At 35.3% G+C, this 22244-nt stretch carries 13 protein-coding genes; 2 read left to right on the top strand and 11 right to left on the bottom strand.

Annotated elements, in window-relative coordinates:
• Nucleotides 1-35: 35 nt before the first annotated feature.
• Nucleotides 36-1367: a hypothetical protein gene (locus ACE01P_RS13765; RefSeq protein WP_379698763.1), complete on the top strand. Its 1332-nt coding sequence runs from the start codon at nt 36-38 to the stop codon at nt 1365-1367.
• Between the two features lie 293 nt (nt 1368-1660).
• On the opposite strand, the gene ACE01P_RS13760 is transcribed toward ACE01P_RS13765, so the two are convergent.
• Nucleotides 1661-2536, bottom strand: coding sequence for an NAD(P)H-binding protein (locus tag ACE01P_RS13760; RefSeq protein ID WP_379698762.1), 876 nt, complete (start codon nt 2534-2536; stop codon nt 1661-1663).
• Between the two features lie 81 nt (nt 2537-2617).
• Between ACE01P_RS13760 and ACE01P_RS13755 the strand changes: the two genes are divergently transcribed.
• Nucleotides 2618-2983 carry a winged helix-turn-helix transcriptional regulator gene (locus tag ACE01P_RS13755; RefSeq protein ID WP_379698761.1) on the top strand — a complete coding sequence of 122 codons (366 nt, stop codon included), beginning with the start codon at nt 2618-2620 and terminating at the stop codon, nt 2981-2983.
• Between the two features lie 117 nt (nt 2984-3100).
• Here ACE01P_RS13755 and ACE01P_RS13750 read toward each other — a convergent pair whose 3' ends face one another.
• The 10 genes from ACE01P_RS13750 to ACE01P_RS13705 form a co-directional block, all read right to left on the bottom strand.
• Nucleotides 3101-3994 (bottom strand): M20/M25/M40 family metallo-hydrolase, encoded by an 894-nt coding sequence (locus ACE01P_RS13750; RefSeq protein WP_379698760.1) that lies wholly within the window; start codon nt 3992-3994, stop codon nt 3101-3103.
• A gap of 89 nt (nt 3995-4083) precedes the next feature.
• Entirely contained in the window at nt 4084-5121 is a 1038-nt protein-coding gene (locus tag ACE01P_RS13745; protein ID WP_379698758.1) for an exo-alpha-sialidase, read from the bottom strand.
• A 264-nt stretch (nt 5122-5385) separates the two neighbouring features.
• The gene (locus ACE01P_RS13740; RefSeq protein WP_379698756.1) at nt 5386-6972 is read right to left on the bottom strand and encodes a SusD/RagB family nutrient-binding outer membrane lipoprotein; all 1587 of its coding nucleotides are present in this window, start codon (nt 6970-6972) and stop codon (nt 5386-5388) included.
• A 16-nt stretch (nt 6973-6988) separates the two neighbouring features.
• A complete protein-coding gene (locus tag ACE01P_RS13735; protein ID WP_379698754.1) occupies nt 6989-10075 on the bottom strand; it encodes a SusC/RagA family TonB-linked outer membrane protein in 3087 nt (1028 codons plus the stop codon).
• 262 nt (nt 10076-10337) lie between these two features.
• A complete protein-coding gene (locus tag ACE01P_RS13730) occupies nt 10338-12998 on the bottom strand; it encodes a glycoside hydrolase family 3 N-terminal domain-containing protein (protein WP_379698752.1) in 2661 nt (886 codons plus the stop codon).
• Nucleotides 12999-13010: 12 nt separating this feature from the next.
• Complete coding sequence (locus tag ACE01P_RS13725; RefSeq protein ID WP_379698750.1) at nt 13011-15254, bottom strand: GH92 family glycosyl hydrolase; 2244 nt, start codon at nt 15252-15254, stop codon at nt 13011-13013.
• Between the two features lie 11 nt (nt 15255-15265).
• A complete protein-coding gene (locus ACE01P_RS13720; protein ID WP_379698748.1) occupies nt 15266-16750 on the bottom strand; it encodes an alpha-L-fucosidase in 1485 nt (494 codons plus the stop codon).
• A gap of 57 nt (nt 16751-16807) precedes the next feature.
• Nucleotides 16808-18658 (bottom strand): beta-galactosidase family protein, encoded by a 1851-nt coding sequence (locus ACE01P_RS13715; RefSeq protein ID WP_379698746.1) that lies wholly within the window; start codon nt 18656-18658, stop codon nt 16808-16810.
• Nucleotides 18659-18670: 12 nt separating this feature from the next.
• Nucleotides 18671-20983: a beta-N-acetylhexosaminidase gene (locus tag ACE01P_RS13710; protein ID WP_379698744.1), complete on the bottom strand. Its 2313-nt coding sequence runs from the start codon at nt 20981-20983 to the stop codon at nt 18671-18673.
• Between the two features lie 232 nt (nt 20984-21215).
• Complete coding sequence (locus tag ACE01P_RS13705) at nt 21216-22241, bottom strand: isoaspartyl peptidase/L-asparaginase family protein (protein WP_379698742.1); 1026 nt, start codon at nt 22239-22241, stop codon at nt 21216-21218.
• Between the last annotated feature and the right edge of the window lie 3 nt (nt 22242-22244).

Raw genomic sequence — 22244 nt, 5'->3', positions numbered from 1 at the left:
ATTCAATAAATAACTAATTTTTAAATGCTATAAAAATGAAAAAAAACACATTTAAATTATTTACATCTAGCCTACTTCTTGGTGCACTTGCATTGACTACGGCTTGCAGCAGCGACGATAATAAAAATTCAGAGCCTGTTAACCCAGTAACAGACGGTCGTTGGATTACAGTAGCAGGAGCAGTTATGCAGACAAATCCAGGTGATGGAAATGGCGGTACAAAAGTTTTCTCTATCAGTAAAGAAAATGCTATTGACCCTAACTTTTCTGTAAACGTTTACGATAATGGTTCTCCTGTACAATCTAGTAGAACAGCCCGTTTGCAATCTTCTGTAGACGGAAGCACTCTTTTCAATATCACTTATACAGGTGCTAATGGAGGTGAATTCATGACGTACAAAGTAAACGGTGGAAGTAATTTTGCAGAATCTCAGGCAAAAGTTAATATTTCGCAATATGCTGGTACTTCTCCAAGATGGGTAAAACTTTTTGATGGTGATAAAACCGGTGTTGCTGTAAATGTTGCTGCTCCAATTGTCAATACAAACGAAGACAAGACATACAAAAACACAAGAGGAAAAGCTACTGTATTGTCTTTAGATATGCAGAATACTTTAATTTCTGCTTACAAACAATACGATATTCCATTAACTGCTGAAGAAGAAGCACAAGGACACCATATTTACCGTTTAGATGCTCCAACATTAAACAAAGCAGGAAACAAGTTAATTATTGGAACATGGATGCGTAAAACAGATATAACTAACCCAAAAGAAAACGAAAGTTCATTTACACGTTTAGGTTCTAAATCTGTTGTTGTTGATTATCCTTCTTTAGAAAATCCAGTTGTAATTACTTCAAAAGTTGGTTTTGGAGATACTAGCGGATACAGAAGTTTTAACAGTTTTGTGGCTACTGATGGAAATATTTACCAAGCTACACAAAGAGATACTGAAAAAGGTTCTTACATTTTGAAAATTAATCAAAGTAACCAATATGACGATAATTATGTATTTAGTTTAGATACTGCTTTAGGAGTTAAAGGAAGTTATATTGATGCTTGGAGATATGCTGGAAACGGAATCGCTTATGCTGTTTACACTTTTGAAGGTACAGAACAAGGTTTCTTAGCAAGACTTGATTTAAACGCAAGAACAGCAACAAAAGTTGAAGGTATCGATTATGATGCGGACTTAGATTTCGGTCAATACCAAGGTTTTGTTGTTGATGGAAACAACTTCTACATTGCTGTTACTCCAGTTGGAAAAGATGGTAACATTTATGTAATTGATATTCCTTCTGGAAAAGTTACTAAAGGTGCTAAATTGGTAAACAAACCAGGAAACCACTACATTGGGGTATTCTAAAAAATACGGACTGTGAAAACAGTCTGTGAACAATTCTCATTTTGAGATTTTTTTTTAAAATTGGAACATTCCGCTTCTATTCGTAGTAAGCGGAATGTTTGTTTATATACTGTATCAAATCCTATCGGGTTCAATTTAAACACAAAGAAACATAGCTTTACAAACTTTAAAAAGGCGTTTCACTTGTTTAAAAGCACATAGGTAACTATGTGCTTTATTTTTTCCTTCAAGATATTTCTGACGTGCAAAAACTATGTTTCTATGTGTTTAAAATAATTATCAACACGTTAGAATTAGAATTTTGAAGCAAATTCTTTAGCAAAATCTTCCAATTTGATTTTACCATCAACTTTTCCATCATGGTTTAAGAAATCGGCAGCGATAGTTTCGTTTCTCAATCCTGTTCCCATTTCTGTGTATAAACCAGCCATTTCTTCTGGAACTCCTGCTTGAGTCATTCCTCCAAAATATTGCTCGTCTGTAAATTCAATCCAAGGAAGTTCTGGTTTGTCAATTGCAACTCCGAAAGCTTTTACAATTTCTGAAGGTGTTTTTACATCACTAATGATATAACGAATGTTTTTACCTTCCTGAGTTTTCTGCAATTCTTCAGCTGCAGCTTTTGCAATATCTTCTGGATGCACTAACGGAATACGGTTTGATGCTGGAAAATTAGCTCCCATTATCCCCGCTCCTTTTATCATCGGAATATCATTGAAGAAATTAAAATAGAAATATCCTGCTCTTAAAAACGTGATAGAAGTATCCAATTTCTCGTAAATCTTCTCAATATTATACAAACCTGCAATTGGCCCGTTTCCTGTTGGCAAATCGGCTCCAATACTGCTTAGCATTACTACTCTTTTAATGTTAGTCGTTTGAATTGCTTTCGCGAAAGCGTCACCAGCATCGGTAGTGTTTTTAATGATATTTACTCCACCCATATTTGGAGGTGTCATCGCAAAAAGAGCATCTGCATTTGCAAAAGTTTTAGAAAGAAAATCAGCATCGCTAACTGATCCGATTGCGGCTTTTGCTCCTAAATTTTCGATTGCGTTTTTACGATCCGCATTACTGCTGACAACTGTTACATCGTGACCTGATTGTACTAATTGTGCCGTTAATGGCTTTCCTATGTTTCCTAATGAACCTGTAATTATAATTTTCATCTTAAAATGTTTTTTTATTTAACAAGACAAAGGTATCTTTGCACTTACTTTTATACAAGTACTTACCCTAAAGTATGTATTATGACAGCAATTAAAGAATCATCTACTATTCAGGAAAACAAGCAGTATGCGTTGGAAAAATGTCCTGTAACTTTTGTTATGGAGAAAATTGGAGGCTACTGGAAACCTATTATTTTATATCATTTATCGACTGGAGATAAACGTTACAGCGAATTGAAAAGAGCAATTCCGGCTGTGACAGAAAAAATGCTTATTCAGCATTTAAAACAATTAGAAGCAGACGGATTGGTTATTCGCGAAGCAAAACCTGTTGTACCGCCATTTGTAACTTACAAATTAAGTAATGCAGGAACTGGTTTAATGCCTGTTATTGATGCCATGGCTTCATGGGCTTTTAAAATGAAAGACGGCATCTACAACATCTAATAGACACCGCCTTTTCAAACAAAACAAAAACTAATTAACTTAACTTTTTTGGTGAAATTGAACAGGCATTAATTTCACTAGTCGACTTAATTTTATTTATATGGAATAACGCTTGGTTTAATTCTGTTTAATGAAAACCAAAGCTTCTTCATAATTGGCAATTTGTGTGAGGGCATTAAAAATATACTTCGCAACCAAAGCTCCTCCTTCTGAATTAATCAATTCAATGTCATCGTCTGGCGTGTGGTATTGCGGATGTCCGCCTGTATGAAAACCAACTGCAGAAATTGATTCTTTGTAAAAAGAAACATGATCAGAACCTCCTACATCTCCTGCAAATACAATCGGATTTAATCCGCTGTTTTCCTGGAGTTTTTTCATTAATTCTACTCCGTTTGGAAAAGTTCCTGCTCCGCCCATATATAGTTCTTTTTTATCATTTAATCTTCCGACCATATCCATATTCAGCATAACTTTTACAGCTTCTTTTGGAACTGGAAGATGATTAATGAAATACTTTGAACCCAGCAATCCTTCTTCTTCTCCGCTAAACGAAATAAAAATGATGCTTCTTTTGGGTTTAATTTTCATCTTTGAAACTTCTTCTAAAATACATAGCAAAGCTGATACGCCAGAAGCATTATCATCTGCACCATTATGAATGGCAAATGCATCTTTCTTTTTACTTCCAGAACCTTGTCCGCCCCAACCCCAGTGATCGTAATGCGCTCCGATTACAATGTATTCGTTCTTCAAATTAGGATCTGAACCTTCGATATAACCTACAACATTCTGCGTTGCAACAGAATCTGATTTCATTTTATTGATTCCTTCTTTCACAAAAAGTTTAAATGGCTGATAGTAAGATTTACCAAATCCTTTTAAACCATATTTTTTAAAATACTTCTGAATATATGCTGCGGCTTCATTATTTCCTTTGGTTCCAGGAAAACGACCTTCTAATTTATCTGACGAAAGATATTTATCGTGTTTGTAGAAAGTCTTAGACATATTGTTATTTTGAGCATTCAACTGAATGCTAAAGAATAAAATGCTTATAAAAAAGTGTTTTAGCGTTTGCATAGTATTGTTATCGAAAATTAAAGGCTAAGTTCAAAAGAGGTATGTTTGATATATTTTCGATCGTAAGTATACAATACGTGTATTTTCTTGTCTGTTGTTTGAATTATGGCTGGATAACTGAATTCTCCTTTTTCTTGTTTTTCTAAATCGAATAATTTAGTCCATTTTAGACCATCTTTTGAATATTCTACATCTAAAATATTTCTTCCATTGAACCAGTCTTTTCCGATTGGCAATGGATTATTTACTAATAAAAAAAGATTTTTATTTACAGTTAAAGCGTCAATACCAGAATTCGAATTGATGACATTTATAGTATTGGTTCTAATCCAGCTTTTTCCGTTGTCTCCTGACCAGCTCGAAACCACTTTATTGTGTTTGCTTCGAGACAACATCTGAATATCACTTTTGCTATGAATTAAAAATGTAGGCTGAATTACATCAAAATTCTGATTGTTTTCTACCGCTATTTTCTTCCAAGAATCTGTTGCTTCCGTATATTCTTCAACATGCACGCGCCATTCGTCTGTGCCTACACTTTCTGTACTGCTTCCGCATAAAATTACGCCAGGAGTAGTTTCGATTGGTTTGTTTCGAATTGGACCTAAAATTCCGTCTGGAAGATATTTCGGTTCTCCCCAGGTTGTTCCGTTATCTTTCGAAACAATCATAGCGCCAAACCATTCTCTCGGATTTTTTCCAATTTTATAAAACAAATACAAATTCTCGCTTTTGCTTTTAAACAAAACCGGATTCCAACAAGGAAGTGTGTCCCCATTTTTAATTAAGGGCTGAATTAATTCTTTAGGCGAAGACCATTTTTTGTCTTTATAAGCCGAAATATAAATTCCGACATCTTTTGCACCTTCATATTTTCCGCCAAACCAAGCTGCTAGAATCTCGTTTGGTTTGTATTCAACCAAAGTCGATGCGTGACTGTTTGTTGTAACAGGCGGATCTGCAATATAACTGCTTTCTATATTTACTGCTTTTTGGGCTTTTATTGTATTCGAAAAAAGAAAAACCACTAGTAATGCGGCTGTAGTATATTTCATTTTTAAAATCATTTTATTCTGATAAAAATTAATATTATTTCCCTTTGTTTGAAATTATTAAACACATAGAAACATAGTTTTAATAAATAGAACCATGCTCTATGTGTTATAATTAATTTGTACAATTTCACCCGAGGGATGTTATTTTGTAAATGAATTCAAGTTGGGGCAAAAATTCAGTGACAATTGTATAAAACAAAAGGAGAGTTACCTCTCCTTCCGCTCAAGTAACAAATCGATTGATCTTTTACTTTACCAAATTAATTATTTTGTGTCCCACCAAAGTCTTGTACCTCCTGAATCTGGACCTCCTAATTTAGAAACTCCATCTTCTACAGCAGCTTTGTTTGATGAGTACTCATTTGTAGTGTAAATAATTCTTTTCATTAAAGATTTACCAACTCCAGCATCTGGGTTATCAGTATTTAAAACTGGATAGATTACTTTAGCATCACTTCTACGTAAATCTGCCCAAGCTTCCCAAGATTCTGGGAAAATTGCTAAGTATTTTTGAACTGCAATTTGAGTTCTTTGATCAGCAGTAGATGCAGACCAAGCAACTGGCAATTTAACTGGAATATCTTGTAAATCTAAAGTTGGGAACAAAGTCAAAATGTTTGGCAATGTTGGCAATGTTGTTCCAGCTAGGTAAGCGTTAATTTCAGCTGGTTCAGTAACTCCCCATTGTGCAAGAGATAATCTAATACCTGTTTCATACAAAGTTTTAGCATCTGCACCCATGTTCCATCCATTTAAAGCTCCTTCTGCTCTACTCAAGTAGTTTTCAGAAGCCATAAAGATTTCAATGTTTTTAGTTTCACTAAGTGTGTTATTAGGACCATTTCCTAAAACATTATTGTTGAATTTCGAGAATTCTGTAGCTCCAAATTGATCTTCTAAACCTCCAACTGGATTTCCTCTGTATGCTCCTGTAGCAACTGGTGCAAACCATCTTTCCAAACGTGGATCGTTGTAACCAACTAAGATACTTTCCATAGAAGCCGACATTACATAACCCCAGCTGTTTACAATCATGTTTAAATTGTTTGGAGTAATGTTACTAGCTTTAAAGTAAGCGCTTTGAGCATTTGTCTCCATAACACCAGCAGCTACCGCAGCTTCTGCTTGAGTTTTTGCTGTTGCAGGTTCTTTATCAGAAATTCTTAATGCTAAACGTAATCTTAAACTGTTTCCAAAGACTCTCCATCTGTCAACATTTCCTGCATAAACTCTATCATTTGGGGCAAGAGAAGCAACCGAAGTTGCAGAAGTAGAAGTTAATGTTGCATTTGCTTCGTCTAATAATTTAAAGAAATCTGTGTAGATAGACTCAACACTGTCGTAAGGAACTTTTTCTTTTCCGTTACCAGCTTCAGTGTAAGGAATTGGTCCGTAAGCATCAACCATTTGGTTGTACATGTAAACTTTCCAGATTTTTAAAACTGCAGTAGCTTCTGCGTTTCCTTCAGATGCTTTTAAGGCATTTGTTAAAGCTGGAGCAGCAACTGTGTAAAATCTTGTCCATCCTCTACCTTCGTACCCATTAACGAAAGCATTTCTTTCAGTTCCATATCCACAGTTTAAGTAGTGGATAAAAGTTGAAGATAAAATACCTGTTGCAATACCCCAAGTACCTTGATCATCTACACCTGGAGATGAATAAGAACCATTGTGGATACCTGCATATAGTGCAGATGCAAATGCAGGACCTGCTAAAGTAGCATCTAACTGATCTTCTGTCAATGAATTAGGATCTTTGTTTATTTCGTCGAAATCCTTTGTACAGCTAGAGAAAGTAGACAGCATTGCTATCGCCAGTCCTAGTGTTTTTATTTTAAAACTATATTTCATGATGTCTCTTTTTTAATTAAAATCCGAATTTAACATTAACTCCGTATTCTCTCGTTGAAGGAATGTTGAAAGATTCAATCCCTTGTAAGTTTCCTGTACCTGCACCAGCTTCTGGATCAAAGTATTTAGCTTCGTTTAAGAAGAAGAACAAGTTTCTACCTACTAATGAGAAATCGATGCTTGAAAATCCTGAGTTACCTAATAAACGTTTTGGCATTGAGTAACCAAAAACAAGTTCTCTTAATCTGATGTTTGTAGCATCATAAACAAATGGCTCTGCAATTGGAGTTCTTTGACCGATTGCTGTCCAGTATTGTTCAGCGTTGATGCTTGCTGTGTTTTGAGTGTAAGTTCCGTTTCCGTTATCTACAACACCATCAACAACTATTCCACCATTTCTTCCTGCTAAAGTAATATCACTTACCCCTAAACCTGCTTGTCTAGCTTGAGTGTATGAAATAACTTCACCACCGATTCTGAAATCAACTAAGAAGCTTAAAGAGAAATCTTTGTATTTGAAATTATTTTTGAAACCTGCAGTCCAATCTGGGTTAAAGTTACCAGCACGAACATCAAAACCATTTGTTGCTAATGGGATACCTGCACTATTTACTAAAATTTGTCCAGCTTCATTTCTTTGGAAACCTTTGATGTATAAATCACCATATTCTCCACCTTGAACAACTTTACTTCTAACTAAACGTCCTTCACCAATTACTAATTCATCACGTCCTTCAAAGATAGATTTTACTTTTGACTTATAAGAAGCGTAGTTCGCTGTAATATCCCAAGTAAAGTTTTCTGTTTGAATTGGAGTTGCAGTAAGCGTGAACTCAATACCTTTATTTTCAATATCTCCACCGTTTACGATTGCTCTAGAATATCCAGAAGGCTCAGGAGTGTTGATGTAGAAAATTTGGTTGTTAGTTAATGTTTTAAAGTATGTGAAATCTAAACCTAAACGGTTGTTGAAAAATCTAACATCAGCACCAAACTCATTAGAAGAAGAAATTTCAGGCTTCAAGTTTGGATTTGCTTTTGTGTTTTGTCCGTATAACATACCACCGTTACCTCCGATGTATGAAAATCTTTGTTGTGTTTGATAAGGATCTGTATCGTTACCAACTTGTGCGTAAGAAGCTCTTACTTTTGCAAAACTGATTACTTCTGGTAATGTAAACATATCAGAAAGAACAGCAGAAAGTCCGAAAGATGGGTAGAAATAATCTTGTGGTAAAGTAGAAGACCAGTCATTTCTAGCTGTTAAATCTAAGAATAAATAGTTTCTGAAACCAACTTGACCAAATCCGTAAACAGAGTTAATTCTTTTTTCTGAAGCTGTAGAAGTAGATTGAATTGTTTGCACGTTTGATAATGCAAAGAAGTTTCTTTTACTTAACACACCACCAGATCCTAAAGATGAACTGTTTTGTTGCAATGAACTCGTACCAGCGTTAAGACCGATAGAGAAATCACCGAATTTTTCATTGTAAGATAATAATGCATCAATGTTTAATTCGCTCACTGTTTCATAAGATTCGCTGTATGAACCCATGTTGCTATTGAAAGCTGCAGTTGCATATCTATTTCTTACGTTTCTGTTTGTCATTTGGTCTAAACCAGCTCTACCTTGTAAGCTTAAAGTTTTTGTAAGCTCATATTTAAGAGAAGCTAAACCAATAAATCTATTTCTTTTATCTGTACGAGCATCATCTCTTAAAGCAGACCAGTATGGGTTTCCACCTGGAGCTCCAGTTTCGTCAAGGAAATAGTTTACTTGTCTTTGTCCTGCAGCATCAAAATATTCGAAATCTTTGTAATCGTTGTAAGCAATACTACGAGGCAATAAGTAAGCAGATGTACCGATAGATTCTTCACCAGTTCTCAATAAGTTATCGATATCCTGAACGATGTAGTTTGTTTTTACATCTAATGATAATTTATCAGTGATTTTGCTTGTCAATCTTAAGTTAAGATTGTGTCTGTCCATTTGGTTTCCTCCAACAATACCTTCAGCACGTGTGTTAGTATAAGAGAAATAACCTTGCGCTTTTTCGTTACCAGCTGTAACTGTTAAAGTGTTTGCTAAGTTATAACCAGTTTTGTAGAAATCAATAACGTTATTTGGCTGTGGAGAATAGCTTTGTGTAGCTGGTCCAGCATAATTTGGATTACGAACCAACTGCCAAGCAGATACCTGACGTCCGTCTAAAGGTGCACCCCAGCTTGAGCTTGAGTTAGAAATATAATTTCCGTTTGTACCTTGTCCGTATTCGTTTTGTAAATTCATCAAGTTATAAGCAGAAGAAGCCATAAAGTTAGATGATAACGAAACTGAAGTTTTTCCAGATTTACCAGATTTAGTTGTAATTACGATTACACCATTTGATGCTCTAGATCCGTAAAGAGCTGCTGCAGATGGTCCTTTCAAAACAGTCATCGAAGCAATATCTTCTGGGTTAATGTTAGAGATACCATCTGGCTGTGTCGTTCCTCCAGTATCAATATCAGGGTTTGTATTCGTTGTACCATTACTAATTGGCACACCATCTACAACATAAAGAGGCTGGTTGTTTCCGTTAAGAGATCTGTTACCTCTTAAAGTAATTCTAGAAGAAGAACCAACACCATTAGAAGTTGTAGAGAAGTTAAGACCGGCAACTTTACCAGAAAGTGAGTTAGCAACGTTTAATGATCTAGCTTCAGACAATTCGTCTACTGAAACGTTTTGTGCAGAATACGTAATTGCTTTTTTCTCTCTTTTAATACCAAGAGCTGTAACAACTACTTCTCCTAACTGCTGCGTATCTGGGCCTAACGATACGTTAATTGTAGTTTGTGTTCCAACAGCAACTTCTTTAGTAGAAGATCCTACGTAAGTAAAAACTAAAACTGCTGATTGATTAGGAACATTAATACTGTACTTTCCATCAAAATCTGTAGAAGCACTTGTTTTAGTTCCTTTAACAATAATATTTGCTCCAGGAATTGGAATTCCGCTTTGAGCATCTGTTATCGTTCCTTTTACTGTAGTCTGCGCTTCTAGGTTTTGGAAACCAAAAAGGCATATGACCAACAGTAATTTTAGTACGCTTTTAATCATATTAGTTGTTTTTTTAGAGTTAATAACATGTTAAATTTAAGAATACCTTTTGTTAACAATACATAATTTCGACAAATAACAATTTTGCAAAGGTGTTGGTGAAAGTTTACCATAAAAATGAAAGAAAACGTTTTCATTTGTAATCCAACTCTTCCTTATTTTAAAGGCCAAAATCTATTAATCTAATAGATTTTGGCCTTTTTTAATTGTATTCACTTTTTTAACTAAAAATCGTTTAAAAATATTCGGTATTTAACACTTTTTAGTTCGAAACCTTGAATTTGGTTTTTAGGACATCTGTCGAGTTTCCACCAACCATTACTTCGAAATCACCTGGCTCCACAATAAACTGTAACTGTCTGTTATACAGACCTAATTCGTCTTTAGTAAGTGTAAATTCTACATTTTTAGTTTCTCCTTTTTTAACATTTAATCTCTTAAAACCTCTTAAAGTTTTCTCTGGAGTCGTCACAGAACTGTACACATCATTTACATATAATTGAACAACTTCATCTCCATCCAAATTTCCAACGTTTTTCACATCAACTGAAACTTTTACTTCGCCGTTTGGCTTAATTTCGTTTGAACTAATTTTTAAATTCGAATACTCAAACTTCGTATAACTTAATCCGTAACCGAAAGTATACAAAGGATTTTCGCTTTCGCTAACGTATTTATGAATCGCTGACGGTTTTTGGTTATAATATATAGGTAACTGTCCTACTGATTTCGGAACTGTAATTGGTAATCTTCCACCTGGGTTGTAATCTCCAAATAAAACATCGGCAACAGCTCTACCACCAAATTCTCCTGGGAACCATCCTTCTAAAACTGCTGGAATGTTATCTGCAATCCAATTTGTAGAAAGCGGACGGCCGTTTAACAACACACAAACTACTGGAGTTCCTGTTTTTTGAATAGCTTCGATCAATTCTTGCTGTATTCCGTGTAAATTCAAATCAGCAACGTCTCTGTTTTCTTCAACCAATTCGTTTGATTCTCCTAAAACTACAATCGCAACATCTGCTTTTTTAGCGGCTTCGATTGCTGGTTGCATGTCAACTTTTTCTAAATTCCAACGCAAGTGAGCTCTGGCTCCCCAGCCTCCTTCCCACATTTCAATGCGGACTTTATATTTTTTACCTGCTTCAATTTTTTTAGGAGTTGTAACAATACTTGTCGCTCCTTTTGTCCAGTTGTCGATAACCAATTGATCATCAACCCACATCCTGATTCCGTCATCTGAACTCAAACCTAACCAACCATCAAATGATTTGTCTGATTGGATATAACCTGTCCAACGGATAGAGAAATCATCAACATTTACTCCATCTCCAGGAGCCCAAGGCCAGTCAAATTCTAATTGGTTGTCAATACGAGTTAAAGCTGGAGTTCCCTCTAAATTTCTGTTATTGAAATATTCTCCTTTTAATCCGTTTTGAGATCCGTCAGAAGTGAATAAATATTTAGATGGAATAGCTTGACCTTTTACAATAAGCGGCACACCTTCTTCATAAACAACATTCGCTGTTTTTCCCATTACTTGCTGAACACCTTCAAAAACGGTTACTCCAACACTATTTTTAGGAGAGTAACCTCCAAGTCTTGAAGCATTTGCGTTTGGCCCGATAACAGCAATGTTTTTAATATTTTTGCTTAATGGCAAAATATTATTTTCATTTTTCAATAAAACCATTGATTTATGAGCCGCTTCTAAAGCAACTGCCTGGTTTTCTTTTGTATGAAAACGCTCTTTAATCAAGTTTTTATCTGTGTACGGATTTTCAAATAATCCTAATAAGAATTTCAAACGTAAAACTGCTCCCGCTGCACGGTCGATGTTTTCCATTGTCAATTTCTTTTCATTTACTAATTCAATGATTGTGTTTTGCCAAAATTCGTTAGAGAAATCGTAAAACTGCATATCAACACCCGCAGAAACCGCTTCTCTAATACTTTCTTTTGGAGAATCAGAAACTTTATGAGTTGTTTGAATGTATTTAATAGCTCCTAAATCTGAAACTACAAGTCCTTTGAAACCCCATTCTTTTCTCAAAACATCAGTCAATAACCAATGATTTGCAGCACAAGGAATTCCGTCTAACTCAGAATATGCACACATTGTTCCTAAAGCACCACCTTTTGTAAATGCTTTTTGGAAAGATGGCAAGTGATCTTCTCTAGCAGAACGCTCTCCAACCAAAATCGGCGAAGAGTTTCCTCCTGCTTGTGGAATACCGTGAACTGCAAAGTGTTTAGGCTCAGCAATAATAGAACGATCTGATTTTAAATCATCTCCTTGCAATCCTTTGATGAATGCTAAACCAATTTCACTATTTAAAAAAGCATCTTCTCCAAAAGTTTCAGCAACTCTCCCCCATCTTGGTTCGCGTCCTAAATCTAAGTTTGGCCCAAAGCCAAAATGAACTCCATGAGCTCTAGCTTCCATACCGATTACTTTTCCAACTTTATCTAAAACAGAAGTATCCCAAGTTGCACCAAGTCCGATATTCATTGGAAAAGTTGTACTTCCTTCGTCTAAATATCCGTGAAGCATTTCACACATAATTAAAGCTGGAATTCCCCAACGGTTTCCTTTAATTACGTTGGTTTGAAGATCGTTGATCATTTTCGCTGAACGCGGATAAAGGTCATGAATCGCTCCAATTCCTAATTTTCCAATTTTTTCAGCTGATTTTCCTTTAGCGAAATCTTCTTTATCTTTAAAAAAATCTCCTCTATACATATCCATCTGACGCACTTTTTCTTCAAGCGTCATCTGGCTTAACAAGTCTTTTACTCTGTCTTCAACAGGTGCTTTCGCATCTTGATACAGATACTTTTTCTGGGCGTGGGTCTGGTTTAAAAAACCAACAGCCATTACAAAAATAATGGCCGTTTTCCTCATTCTTAATTGTAACATAGTTGTGTGTGTTTAATTTTGGATCACTTTAAGCTTTGTTCCATTCACAAAATCATTATGCGAAATAAAAAAAGTATTAAGTGATTTTCCGTTTAGCTCAATCGAGTTGATTTTTCCATCATTATTGAGTTGTCTTTCAATTACAATGCTTTCTTTTTTATAATATGTTGGATCTAATTTGATCGTAATTCTATGAAACATTGGCGCTGTAATGGTGTAAATTGGGTCTCCCGGAGAAATTGGGTAAATTCCCATCATCGAATACACCAACCAAGCCGACATCGTTCCTGTATCATCATTTCCTGGCAATCCTTTTGGCTCATTTTTGAAATGCTCTCTAACCAATCGTTTCACATGATCTTGCGCTTTATATTCTTCGCCTTTCACATAATTGAACAAATACGGATTGGCGATATCTGGCTCATTTGCCATATCAAATTGTTTGGTATCGAAGATTTTCTGCAATTGTGCTGAAAAAACTTTTTCACCGCCCATTAATTTCATTAATCCCTTAATGTCATGCGGAACCATAAAATTATACTGATAAGCATTTCCTTCTATAAAACCAACATTTTCTTCAAAATTAGCACCAGAAGTAGGATCAAAAGGTTCGTACCAATCTCCGTTTGCAGTTCTTGGGCGAAGCAAATTCAGATTCTTATCAAATAATTTTCTGTAGGATAACGAACGATTATAAAAACGTTTTACATTGTCTTTATCCCCAAATTCGTTAGCCATAACCGAAATAGCATGATCTGAAATATTGTATTCCTGAGTCGTCGAAACTGGGCCTTTGTTATCGGTTGTCAAATATCCTTTTTTGATATAATCTTTCAATCCTGGACGAAGCGGATTATTTTCAATATTATCAGCACCTTTCAACATTGCATAATACGCTTTATTAACATCATAATCACGAACTCCTCTCATGTAAGTATCTGTAAGCACAATACTTGCAGGATCACCAACCATAGTAAACGTTTCAGTCGAATTCAATTCCCATTTTGGTAACCAGCCGTTTTCATCAAACATATCCAACATACTTTTTACCATATCAGATTGCTGTTTTGGATAAACCAAAGACATTAACGGATGTACATTTCTATACGTATCCCATAATGAAAATACGGTATAACGAGTCCCTTCGGTTTTACGAATTTTAGTTCTTTTGATTACTGAATAGTCTCCGTTAATATCATTTAAAGTGTTTGGATGAATCAGAGTGTGGTACAAAGCCGTGTAGAAAATCGTATTGTCGTCTTTTGAACCGCCTTCAACCAAAATTTTAGATAATTCTTCGTTCCATTCGTTGTAGGTTTCTTTATAAATTGCATCAAAAGATCTGTTACCCACTTCTTTTGCTAAGTTTTCACGGGCATTTTCGATACTTACGTACGAAATTCCGATCTTCACTTCAACCGTTTCTTGTTTGTCGAATTTATACGTAAAATAACTTCCAATACTATCACCTACAACTGTTTTAATGGTATTATCCATCATTCTCGCTTTTCCGTTGTAACCCATCCATTGCGCTTCAACACCGTTGTATTTCGTAGGCTTTTTCCAAACTCCGAATTTATCAGCTGGTTTAGAAAATTGAGCCACAAAATAAACTGGGTAAGCATCTTCTGGGCTGTTGTAACAAAACGAACCAACCGAACGCATTCCTTCAATTTCTGTCGGTGACACTACTTTTATCATTGCACCTTCTTCATTTGTTAAACCTAAACCAAGATTTAATAAAATATTAGACTGCCCTTTCGGGAAAGTGAATCTGCTAATCCCAACTCGTTTTGAAGTCGTGAATTCGCCTTTTACTTTGTACTTGTCGATGTTTACGCTGTAATAAGCAGCTTTTGCAACTTCATTAGAATAAGTCGAACCGTATTTTAAATGATCGATTTCTACTGCTCCAGTCGTTGGCATCAATAAAATAACACCTAATTCTGGACATCCAACGCCACTTAAATTCACTTGACTAAATCCAGTCAAAAAAGTATTTTCATTCACATACGGATTAGAAAGCCATTGACTGTCTTTTTCCATCGGAGTATTTTTTACTCCAGCCACATTAAACGGACTAATACTTGCCATTCCGCGCGGTGCAATTGGGCCAGGAAATGCCGCTCCATAATTAGAAGTTCCAATAAATGGATTGACAAAATCTGCAGGTTCTTGCGCAAAAATACTAATGCTAAAAAACAGCATGTATAAAATACATGCTGTCTTAAATTTATATTTATTATTTAAAACCATAGGTTTCTTTCTTATCTGTTAATCGCTTCAATTTTTAAAGCCCAAGCTTCTTTTGCAGGAAGGTTGTTTCTTAAACTTTCTGGAATAACTACTTTAAATCCGTTTCCTTCTTTTGTCCATTTTAAAGAAGTTTTAGAACCTAACATTGTAATTTTTGTTCCTTTTTTAGGGCTGATTGCTTTTACTGTAACTTCAGCAGGAATTTTATCTTCTCCTTCTTTAGCTAAATAAAATGCGAATACATTTCCAGCTTTATTTTGTGTGAAACAAATATTTTCTTCTTTGTAAGGCTCGATTGGTTTTGTGTTGTAAATCGCTGTGCTGTTTACTTTCATCCAATCTCCGTAAGCTTGTAATAAATCGTAAGCTCCTTTATCCCATTCTCCTTCTGGACTTGGTGCAACGTTTAACAATAAGTTCCCACCTTTTGCTACAATATCAATTAGCAAATGAATTCCTTGTCTTCCAGTCATATAAGTTGCTCCTGGAGAATAAGACCATCCTCCGCCAGCTGGAATACAAGATTCCCATGGGTAAGGCAAAGTTTTAGCAGGAACGCGTCCTTCTGGAGTTAAGTAGTTTTGGTTTTTACCGTGAACGGCTCTATCTACTACGATTAATCCTGGTTGTTTAGCACGAGCTTTTGTAACCAATTCGTCCATTTTCGGATCTTGATCTACTACTCTGTGTTTGATGAAACCGTTTTTAGATTCGTTTTCTGTAAACTTCTCGTCGTAGTTTTCTTTGATGTTAACTTGGTCTCTTTTTCTAACCCATCCTCCATCTAACCATAAGATGTCAACTTTACCATAATTAGATAAGATTTCTAAGATTTGGTTGTGAGTAAAATCAACATATTTCTGCCATTTTTCTGGATATAAAGACGGATCGTAGTTTACGTTTCTGTCGAATGGTGGAAAATATGGATCCCAATAGTTTTCGTTATGCCAGTCTGGTTTGGAGAAATAAGCTCCAGTTGAAATACCTTCTCCTCTAAAAGAGTTGAAAATTTCTTTTAAAACGTCTGCTTTTGGATTTGTATGAAAAGGAACGTCATTGCTCGTAATTTTATAATCAGAATATTTAGTATCATACATATTAAATCCGTCATGGTGTTTTGTCGTGAAAACCATGTACTTCATTCCAGCATATTTAGCTGCTTTTGCCCATTTTTCAGGATCAAATTTCACAGGATTAAATGTTTTTCTTAACCCTTCATAATCTTTTATGTAATCATTATAGTTAGATGGATTACTTCCTTTTTTACGCTCACACCATCCGTAATCTTCTGGACAAATAGACCAAGATTCTACAATACCCCACTGGCTGTAAGTTCCCCAGTGCATTAGCAAACCAAATTTTTTGCCTTGCCATTCGTCAAGGTTTTTTAATACTAACGGATCTGTTTCTGGTACGTATCTTTCATCTTCATAAATCGCTTGCGCGAAAATCTGAGCTGAAAATAAAAGGGCGATAATGAATATTCCTCTTTTCATCTTTAATCTATTTATTAGGTTTTATTTATTTTTTTGTTTTTAGTTTAATAGGTAATCTTAATTTAATTTTTCAAGTATCGGCTGATCTGTAAAAGTTAATTCTGTTTTGTTACTTTCATTAAGCTGCTCCAATACAACAAACTTATTCTCACCAGCTTTCAACCAACAGCCTGGCACATAAAGCGTTTGCTGTGGTCCTACTTTCCAGTAGCGTCCAAGATTGTGGCCATTTACAAATACAATTCCTTTTCCCCAATTTGTCATATCAAGAAAAGTATCTGCTGGCTTATCTATGTTTACAGTTGATTCGTACAAAACTGGTCGTCCCGATTTTACCGTTTCACTTTTAATAGCTGGAACTTCATTCATCGGCATTTTATACATTTCCCATCCTCCACTAATTTCAAATTCATTTAAATATACTGGAGAAATAATTCCTTTAGTATTATGAACTATTTCGGCACCATAATTAATACGCCCCATGTTTTCAACTAGAATTTCTAAAATACCGTTAAAAGGAATCGTAACATCCAACTCGTAGTTTTTGAAAACTCTATTCAACTCACCCGCTTTAACCCCGTTTACATAAACTGTAGCAAAGTCTCTTAATCCTTCAATTTTTAATTTACCAGAAATAGGCTGCGTAAATCTTTTTCTATACAAAATATACCCATTTCCTTGTCCCAATTTTTCAAATGTCAAAGGCTGGTCATTTACAACAGGTTTTTCTTTTTTTATCCAACTTAAAACATCCATATTAGATTTTATAAGCTGATTAGGGTATTTTGTAACGGTTATTTTCTCTGGAATTGGAGCCAATTTCGTTTTAGAATACTTTTGCATTATTTCACGGATAGCCATATATTTTGGCGTTGCCCAGCCTGCTTCGCTAATAGGAGCATCATAATCATAGCTTGTAATATCAGGCTGAATATCCATTTCTTCATTATAATTTGCTCCAGAAGTAAAACCGAAGTTAGTACCACCGTGTACCATATAATAATTGAAAGAAACGCCTGCATCAAGGTATTTTTTAGTTTGACTTGCAATCTCTTCAGATCCAATTTTAATGAATGGTTCTGCCCAATGATCTAACCAGCCAGAATAAAACTCTGCTACCATGTAAGGCCCTTGTCCTTTATGGAATTTATCTACCTGCTTCTTTAAATTATCGATATTAGATTCTCCATTTGCAGTTGGCAACACGCCTTCAACACTACCGCCTTCAAACAGCCAAGTACCATCAGAAGTAAAAAAAGGTTCTGGAAACCCAGTTTGTTTAAGCATATTGTAAATTGCTGTTTTGTATGCTTTATGATCATCAGCAGTGATATCTGTTCTTTGAGAAACATAAGAACCGAATTCATTTTCAGCCTGAACCATAATAATTGGCCCTCCTTGGTTAGCAAAAAGTCCTTTTACCTCTGCATACAAATGTTCCAGATACGTTTTACAAGCTTCTAAAAATGCTTTGTTATTGGTACGAATTACTAAATCTGGATTATTTTGCAACCACCAAGGATATCCTCCAAATTCCCATTCACCACATGCATACGGACCTGGTCTAAGAATTACATACAATCCTTCACTCTTAGCAAGACGAACAAACTCTGCTAAATTTTTATTTCCTGTTTTAAAATCCCATACGCCAGGCTCTATTTCGTGATAATTCCAAAATACATAAGTTGCCACGGTATTCAATCCCATGGCTTTAAGCATTTGCAATCTATGTTTCCAATACTCTTTAGGAATACGCTCATAGTGCATTTCTCCTGAATGTATTTTTATAACTTTCCCATCTTGACGAAATTCTCCATTAGATATGGAAAATCCTTTCGTTTGTGCTTTAGTAAAAAACGGCATCAAACAAATCAATAATATCCCGAGCTTAAATAATATCTTATTCATTTTTTTAAATAATTAATCAATTAAAATTTCATCGACAAATAACCAAGAGCTTTCTCCTTTTGGACTTTTCTTTAAGTTGCCTGCAATTACTTTTACAAAACGTGCATTTTGTTTTTGGAAATTGATTTTAAAATCTTTCAATTCTGGAACTGCATTTACAGCATAAGGACGCGTAATTTTCCCTACTTGAGTGTATTTAATTCCGTCTGTAGAAATCAACACTTTAACTTGAATTGGAAAATTAACTCCTGCTCCTTGACTTTCTAAAGCTCCAACTTTTACTTGTTCAATACTTTCTACTTTTTCTAAGTCAATAACCAATTCCATATCGTTAACCAACCAAGCTTGCCATTGACCGTCATGGAAATTTTTGCTTCCGCGAATGGTGTTCACCATAGTATTAGCGTCTCCTTTATAACTCTGATTGAAAGGAGTTAAGTATTTCACTTTTTTCGCAAATGCTTTATGGAAAACTATAGTATCTGTATATGTTTTTCCAACTGGTTTGTCATCTTGAAATAAAGAAGCTTTTAAAACAGTAGTTTCTTTGATTTCAATTGGAGCAACATATTTTGCAGCATGGTGATCGATGCTTTTATCTCCTAAAACGTAACGAATGTCTGGATTAGGAAATTCATTTTTCAATTCTACTTTAATTTGTTTATTAGTCAAATCTGCTGTTGAAGAAGCCGTTACCAAATAAGCACTTTTCGCATAATTGATTCCTAAATAATCGTAACGTTTGAATAATGAAAATAATCTTGTTGTAAAATCATTCCAATTGCGTTTTTCTTTCGGACTCCATAAAGTTTCTGATAATGCTGCCAATCTTGGGAAAATCATGTATTCAGAATCTTTTGGTAATGCTAAATGTTCTGCCCATAAATTTGCTTGTCCACCTAAAACGTGCGCAGCTTCTTGAGGCGTCATTGTAGAAACTACAGGGTCAAATTTGTACACTTCGCTTAACGGATTGTAAGCATCAAATGCTAAAGGCTCTTCGTTCTGAGGACCTTGGTAAAAGTTGAAATAACAAGGAGATTCTGGAGTCATAATTACGTCATGACCTTGATCTGCTGCTTCAATTCCGCCTTTCATTCCTCTCCAGCTCATTACCGTTGCATCTGGAGCTAAACCTCCTTCTAAAATCTCATCCCAACCGATAACTTTTTTACCTTTTGAGTTGATGTATTTTTCCATACGTTTTACAAAATAACTTTGCAATTCGTCAACACTTTTTAAATGTTCGTCTTTGATTCTTTTTTGACAATGCGGACATTTTGCCCAGTTGGTTTTAGTCGCTTCATCACCACCAATATGAATATATTTTGAAGGGAAAATTGTAATTACTTCATCAATTACATTTTGTAAAAATTCAAAAGTAGATTCTTTTCCTGCACAATAAATATCTGTCAAAGGCCAAACTCCACCCGACGGAACACCAATTTTCTGATCAAAACAAGCCAATTCAGGATAAGCTGCAATTGCACTGCTTACGTGCGCTGGCATTTCGATCTCAGGAATAATTTCGATTCCTTTTGTTGAAGCATATTTTACGATTTCTCTTAATTCATCTTGTGTAAAGAAACCTCCATAAGTTCCTTTTTGATCTGCTGTTACCGGAAGTCTTGCATTCCATGATAAAGTTTCCTGATCTACTCTCCACGCACCAACTTCTGTCAGTTTAGGGTATTTTTTAATTTCAATTCTCCAACCTTGATCATCAACTAAATGCATATGCAAAACGTTCATTTTGTGCATTGCCAAACGATCAATTGTAGCCAGAATATAATTTTTATCGAAGAAATGACGAGATAAATCCAACATTAAACCTCTCCATTTAAAACGAGGTTCATCGTTAATTGTTAAACTCGGAATCTCCCATTTTGCAGAAGTAATAGCAAATTTACTTTCAATAGCTTCAGGAAGTAATTGTCTAACACTTTCTAAACCATAAAGAAAACCTACATTTCCTTTCGCAGAAATCACAATATTGGTCGGATTTACATCTAAAACGTAAGCTTCATTTTTTAAGTTCGGATCTACTTTAAACTGAACATAATTACTTACTGGCGCTTTAGTTGTCGTTTCAGGTTTCCAACCTGCAGCAACTTCAAATTTAGAAGCCAAAGCATTTGCAGCATCTTTTTGGAAATCACCGTTTACGACAAACTTGGTGTCTTTTGTAAATTCAAAAACACCTGTTTTAATAAGAGTCTGACTCGGTTTCGGAATAATACGAATATCATTCTCCGTGTAAATTTTCTGCGCATTAGCAGAGAAAACTGAAGTGATTAGGGTTAATAGGAATAGTAATTTTTTCATTCTTTGTTTTTTGGTTTGTCTCTTTGTGGTTAATTTTTAAACACATAGAAACATAGTTTTTTAAGTTTAGTTTGTCATTTCGACGTTAGGAGAAATCTCCGCGAGTAGCTCCTCATAGTAATTCACCAATCTTTGTAGAGTTGCTTGCGGAGATTTCTCCTAACGTCGAAATGACAAATATTACGTCAACTTTGTCAAAGTTTAAAACTTTGACAAAGTTCTAACGTCATAATTATTTATTATCCCAAGACATTTTAAATTTCGCATCTTCCATTCTGTGACCTTTTGCATCATCAGAAACTGCGTAATTAAATCCTGATCTTAGGCTATAACCTGCGTATTCACCGTTTTTATTCAAAGCAATAAAACCAACTTGCAGGTATTCCATGTCTTTGTGGTTTTTATGTTTGTTGTAAATACGCTCTGTAATTTCTTTACAAGCATCGTAAGGAGATTTTCCCTGACGCATTAATTCAACAACCATTGCGCTTCCAGCAGTTCTAATAACAGCTTCACCCAAACCTGTTGCCGCTGCAGCTCCTACTTCGTTATCCAAGAAAAGACCCGCGCCGATTATTGGGGAGTCACCGACGCGTCCGTGCATTTTCCAAGCAGCACCGCTCGTGGTGCATCCGCCAGAAAGGTTGCCATCTTGGTCTAACATTAGCATACTTATGGTATCGTGATTTTCTATATTGATAACTGGTTTGTATTTAGAATCTTCCAGCCATTTTTTCCAGTCTTTTTCAGATTCTGGAGTTAACAGATTTTCTTCTTTAAATCCTTCTGATAAAGCAAACTGTAACGCACCTTGTCCCGCTAACATAACGTGAGGCGTGTTTTGCAATACTCTTTTTGCAACAGAAATTGGGTGTTTAATTCCTTGCAAGAAACAAACAGATCCGCAATTGCTATTGTGATCCATGATACAAGCATCTAGAGTTACTTTTCCTTCACGATCCGGATATCCTCCGTAACCAACGCTACGAACAGTCGGATCAGCTTCAGGAATTTTCATTCCGGCTTCGATAGCGTCTAAAGCAGATTTTCCTTCTTTTAGGTTTTTCCAAGATTCTTTATTCGCAGGCAAACCGTGATTCCATGTCGAGATGATAATCGGTTTCGTCTGTTTTTTTTCTTTAGATTCAACTTCTGGTTCGTTTTCGTGATTTGCTGCAAATCCGCTTACGCCCAAAACAGAACTAATGGCTAATGTGCCTAAAGTTGTTTTTTTGATAAAATCTCTTCTATTTGACATGTC

Source organism: Flavobacterium sp. HJSW_4, from assembly GCF_042436695.1.
Lineage (GTDB): Bacteria > Bacteroidota > Bacteroidia > Flavobacteriales > Flavobacteriaceae > Flavobacterium.
The sequence above is the reverse complement of the archived record's forward strand: the minus strand, read 5'-3'. Positions and strand labels throughout refer to the sequence as shown.

Bases quoted from the DNA above. Each gene is read 5' to 3' on its own strand.
- ACE01P_RS13765 (WP_379698763.1), top strand. From the start codon at position 36: ATGAAAAAAAACACATTTAAATTATTTACATCTAGCCTACTTCTTGGT.
- ACE01P_RS13720 (WP_379698748.1), bottom strand. From the start codon at position 16,750: ATGAAAAGAGGAATATTCATTATCGCCCTTTTATTTTCAGCTCAGATT.
- ACE01P_RS13760 (WP_379698762.1), bottom strand. From the start codon at position 2,536: ATGAAAATTATAATTACAGGTTCATTAGGAAACATAGGAAAGCCATTA.
- ACE01P_RS13740 (WP_379698756.1), bottom strand. From the start codon at position 6,972: ATGAAATATAGTTTTAAAATAAAAACACTAGGACTGGCGATAGCAATG.
- ACE01P_RS13715 (WP_379698746.1), bottom strand. From the start codon at position 18,658: ATGAATAAGATATTATTTAAGCTCGGGATATTATTGATTTGTTTGATG.
- ACE01P_RS13755 (WP_379698761.1), top strand. From the start codon at position 2,618: ATGACAGCAATTAAAGAATCATCTACTATTCAGGAAAACAAGCAGTAT.
- ACE01P_RS13745 (WP_379698758.1), bottom strand. From the start codon at position 5,121: ATGAAATATACTACAGCCGCATTACTAGTGGTTTTTCTTTTTTCGAAT.
- ACE01P_RS13730 (WP_379698752.1), bottom strand. From the start codon at position 12,998: ATGTTACAATTAAGAATGAGGAAAACGGCCATTATTTTTGTAATGGCT.
- ACE01P_RS13705 (WP_379698742.1), bottom strand. From the start codon at position 22,241: ATGTCAAATAGAAGAGATTTTATCAAAAAAACAACTTTAGGCACATTA.
- ACE01P_RS13725 (WP_379698750.1), bottom strand. From the start codon at position 15,254: ATGGTTTTAAATAATAAATATAAATTTAAGACAGCATGTATTTTATAC.
- ACE01P_RS13710 (WP_379698744.1), bottom strand. From the start codon at position 20,983: ATGAAAAAATTACTATTCCTATTAACCCTAATCACTTCAGTTTTCTCT.
- ACE01P_RS13735 (WP_379698754.1), bottom strand. From the start codon at position 10,075: ATGATTAAAAGCGTACTAAAATTACTGTTGGTCATATGCCTTTTTGGT.
- ACE01P_RS13750 (WP_379698760.1), bottom strand. From the start codon at position 3,994: ATGTCTAAGACTTTCTACAAACACGATAAATATCTTTCGTCAGATAAA.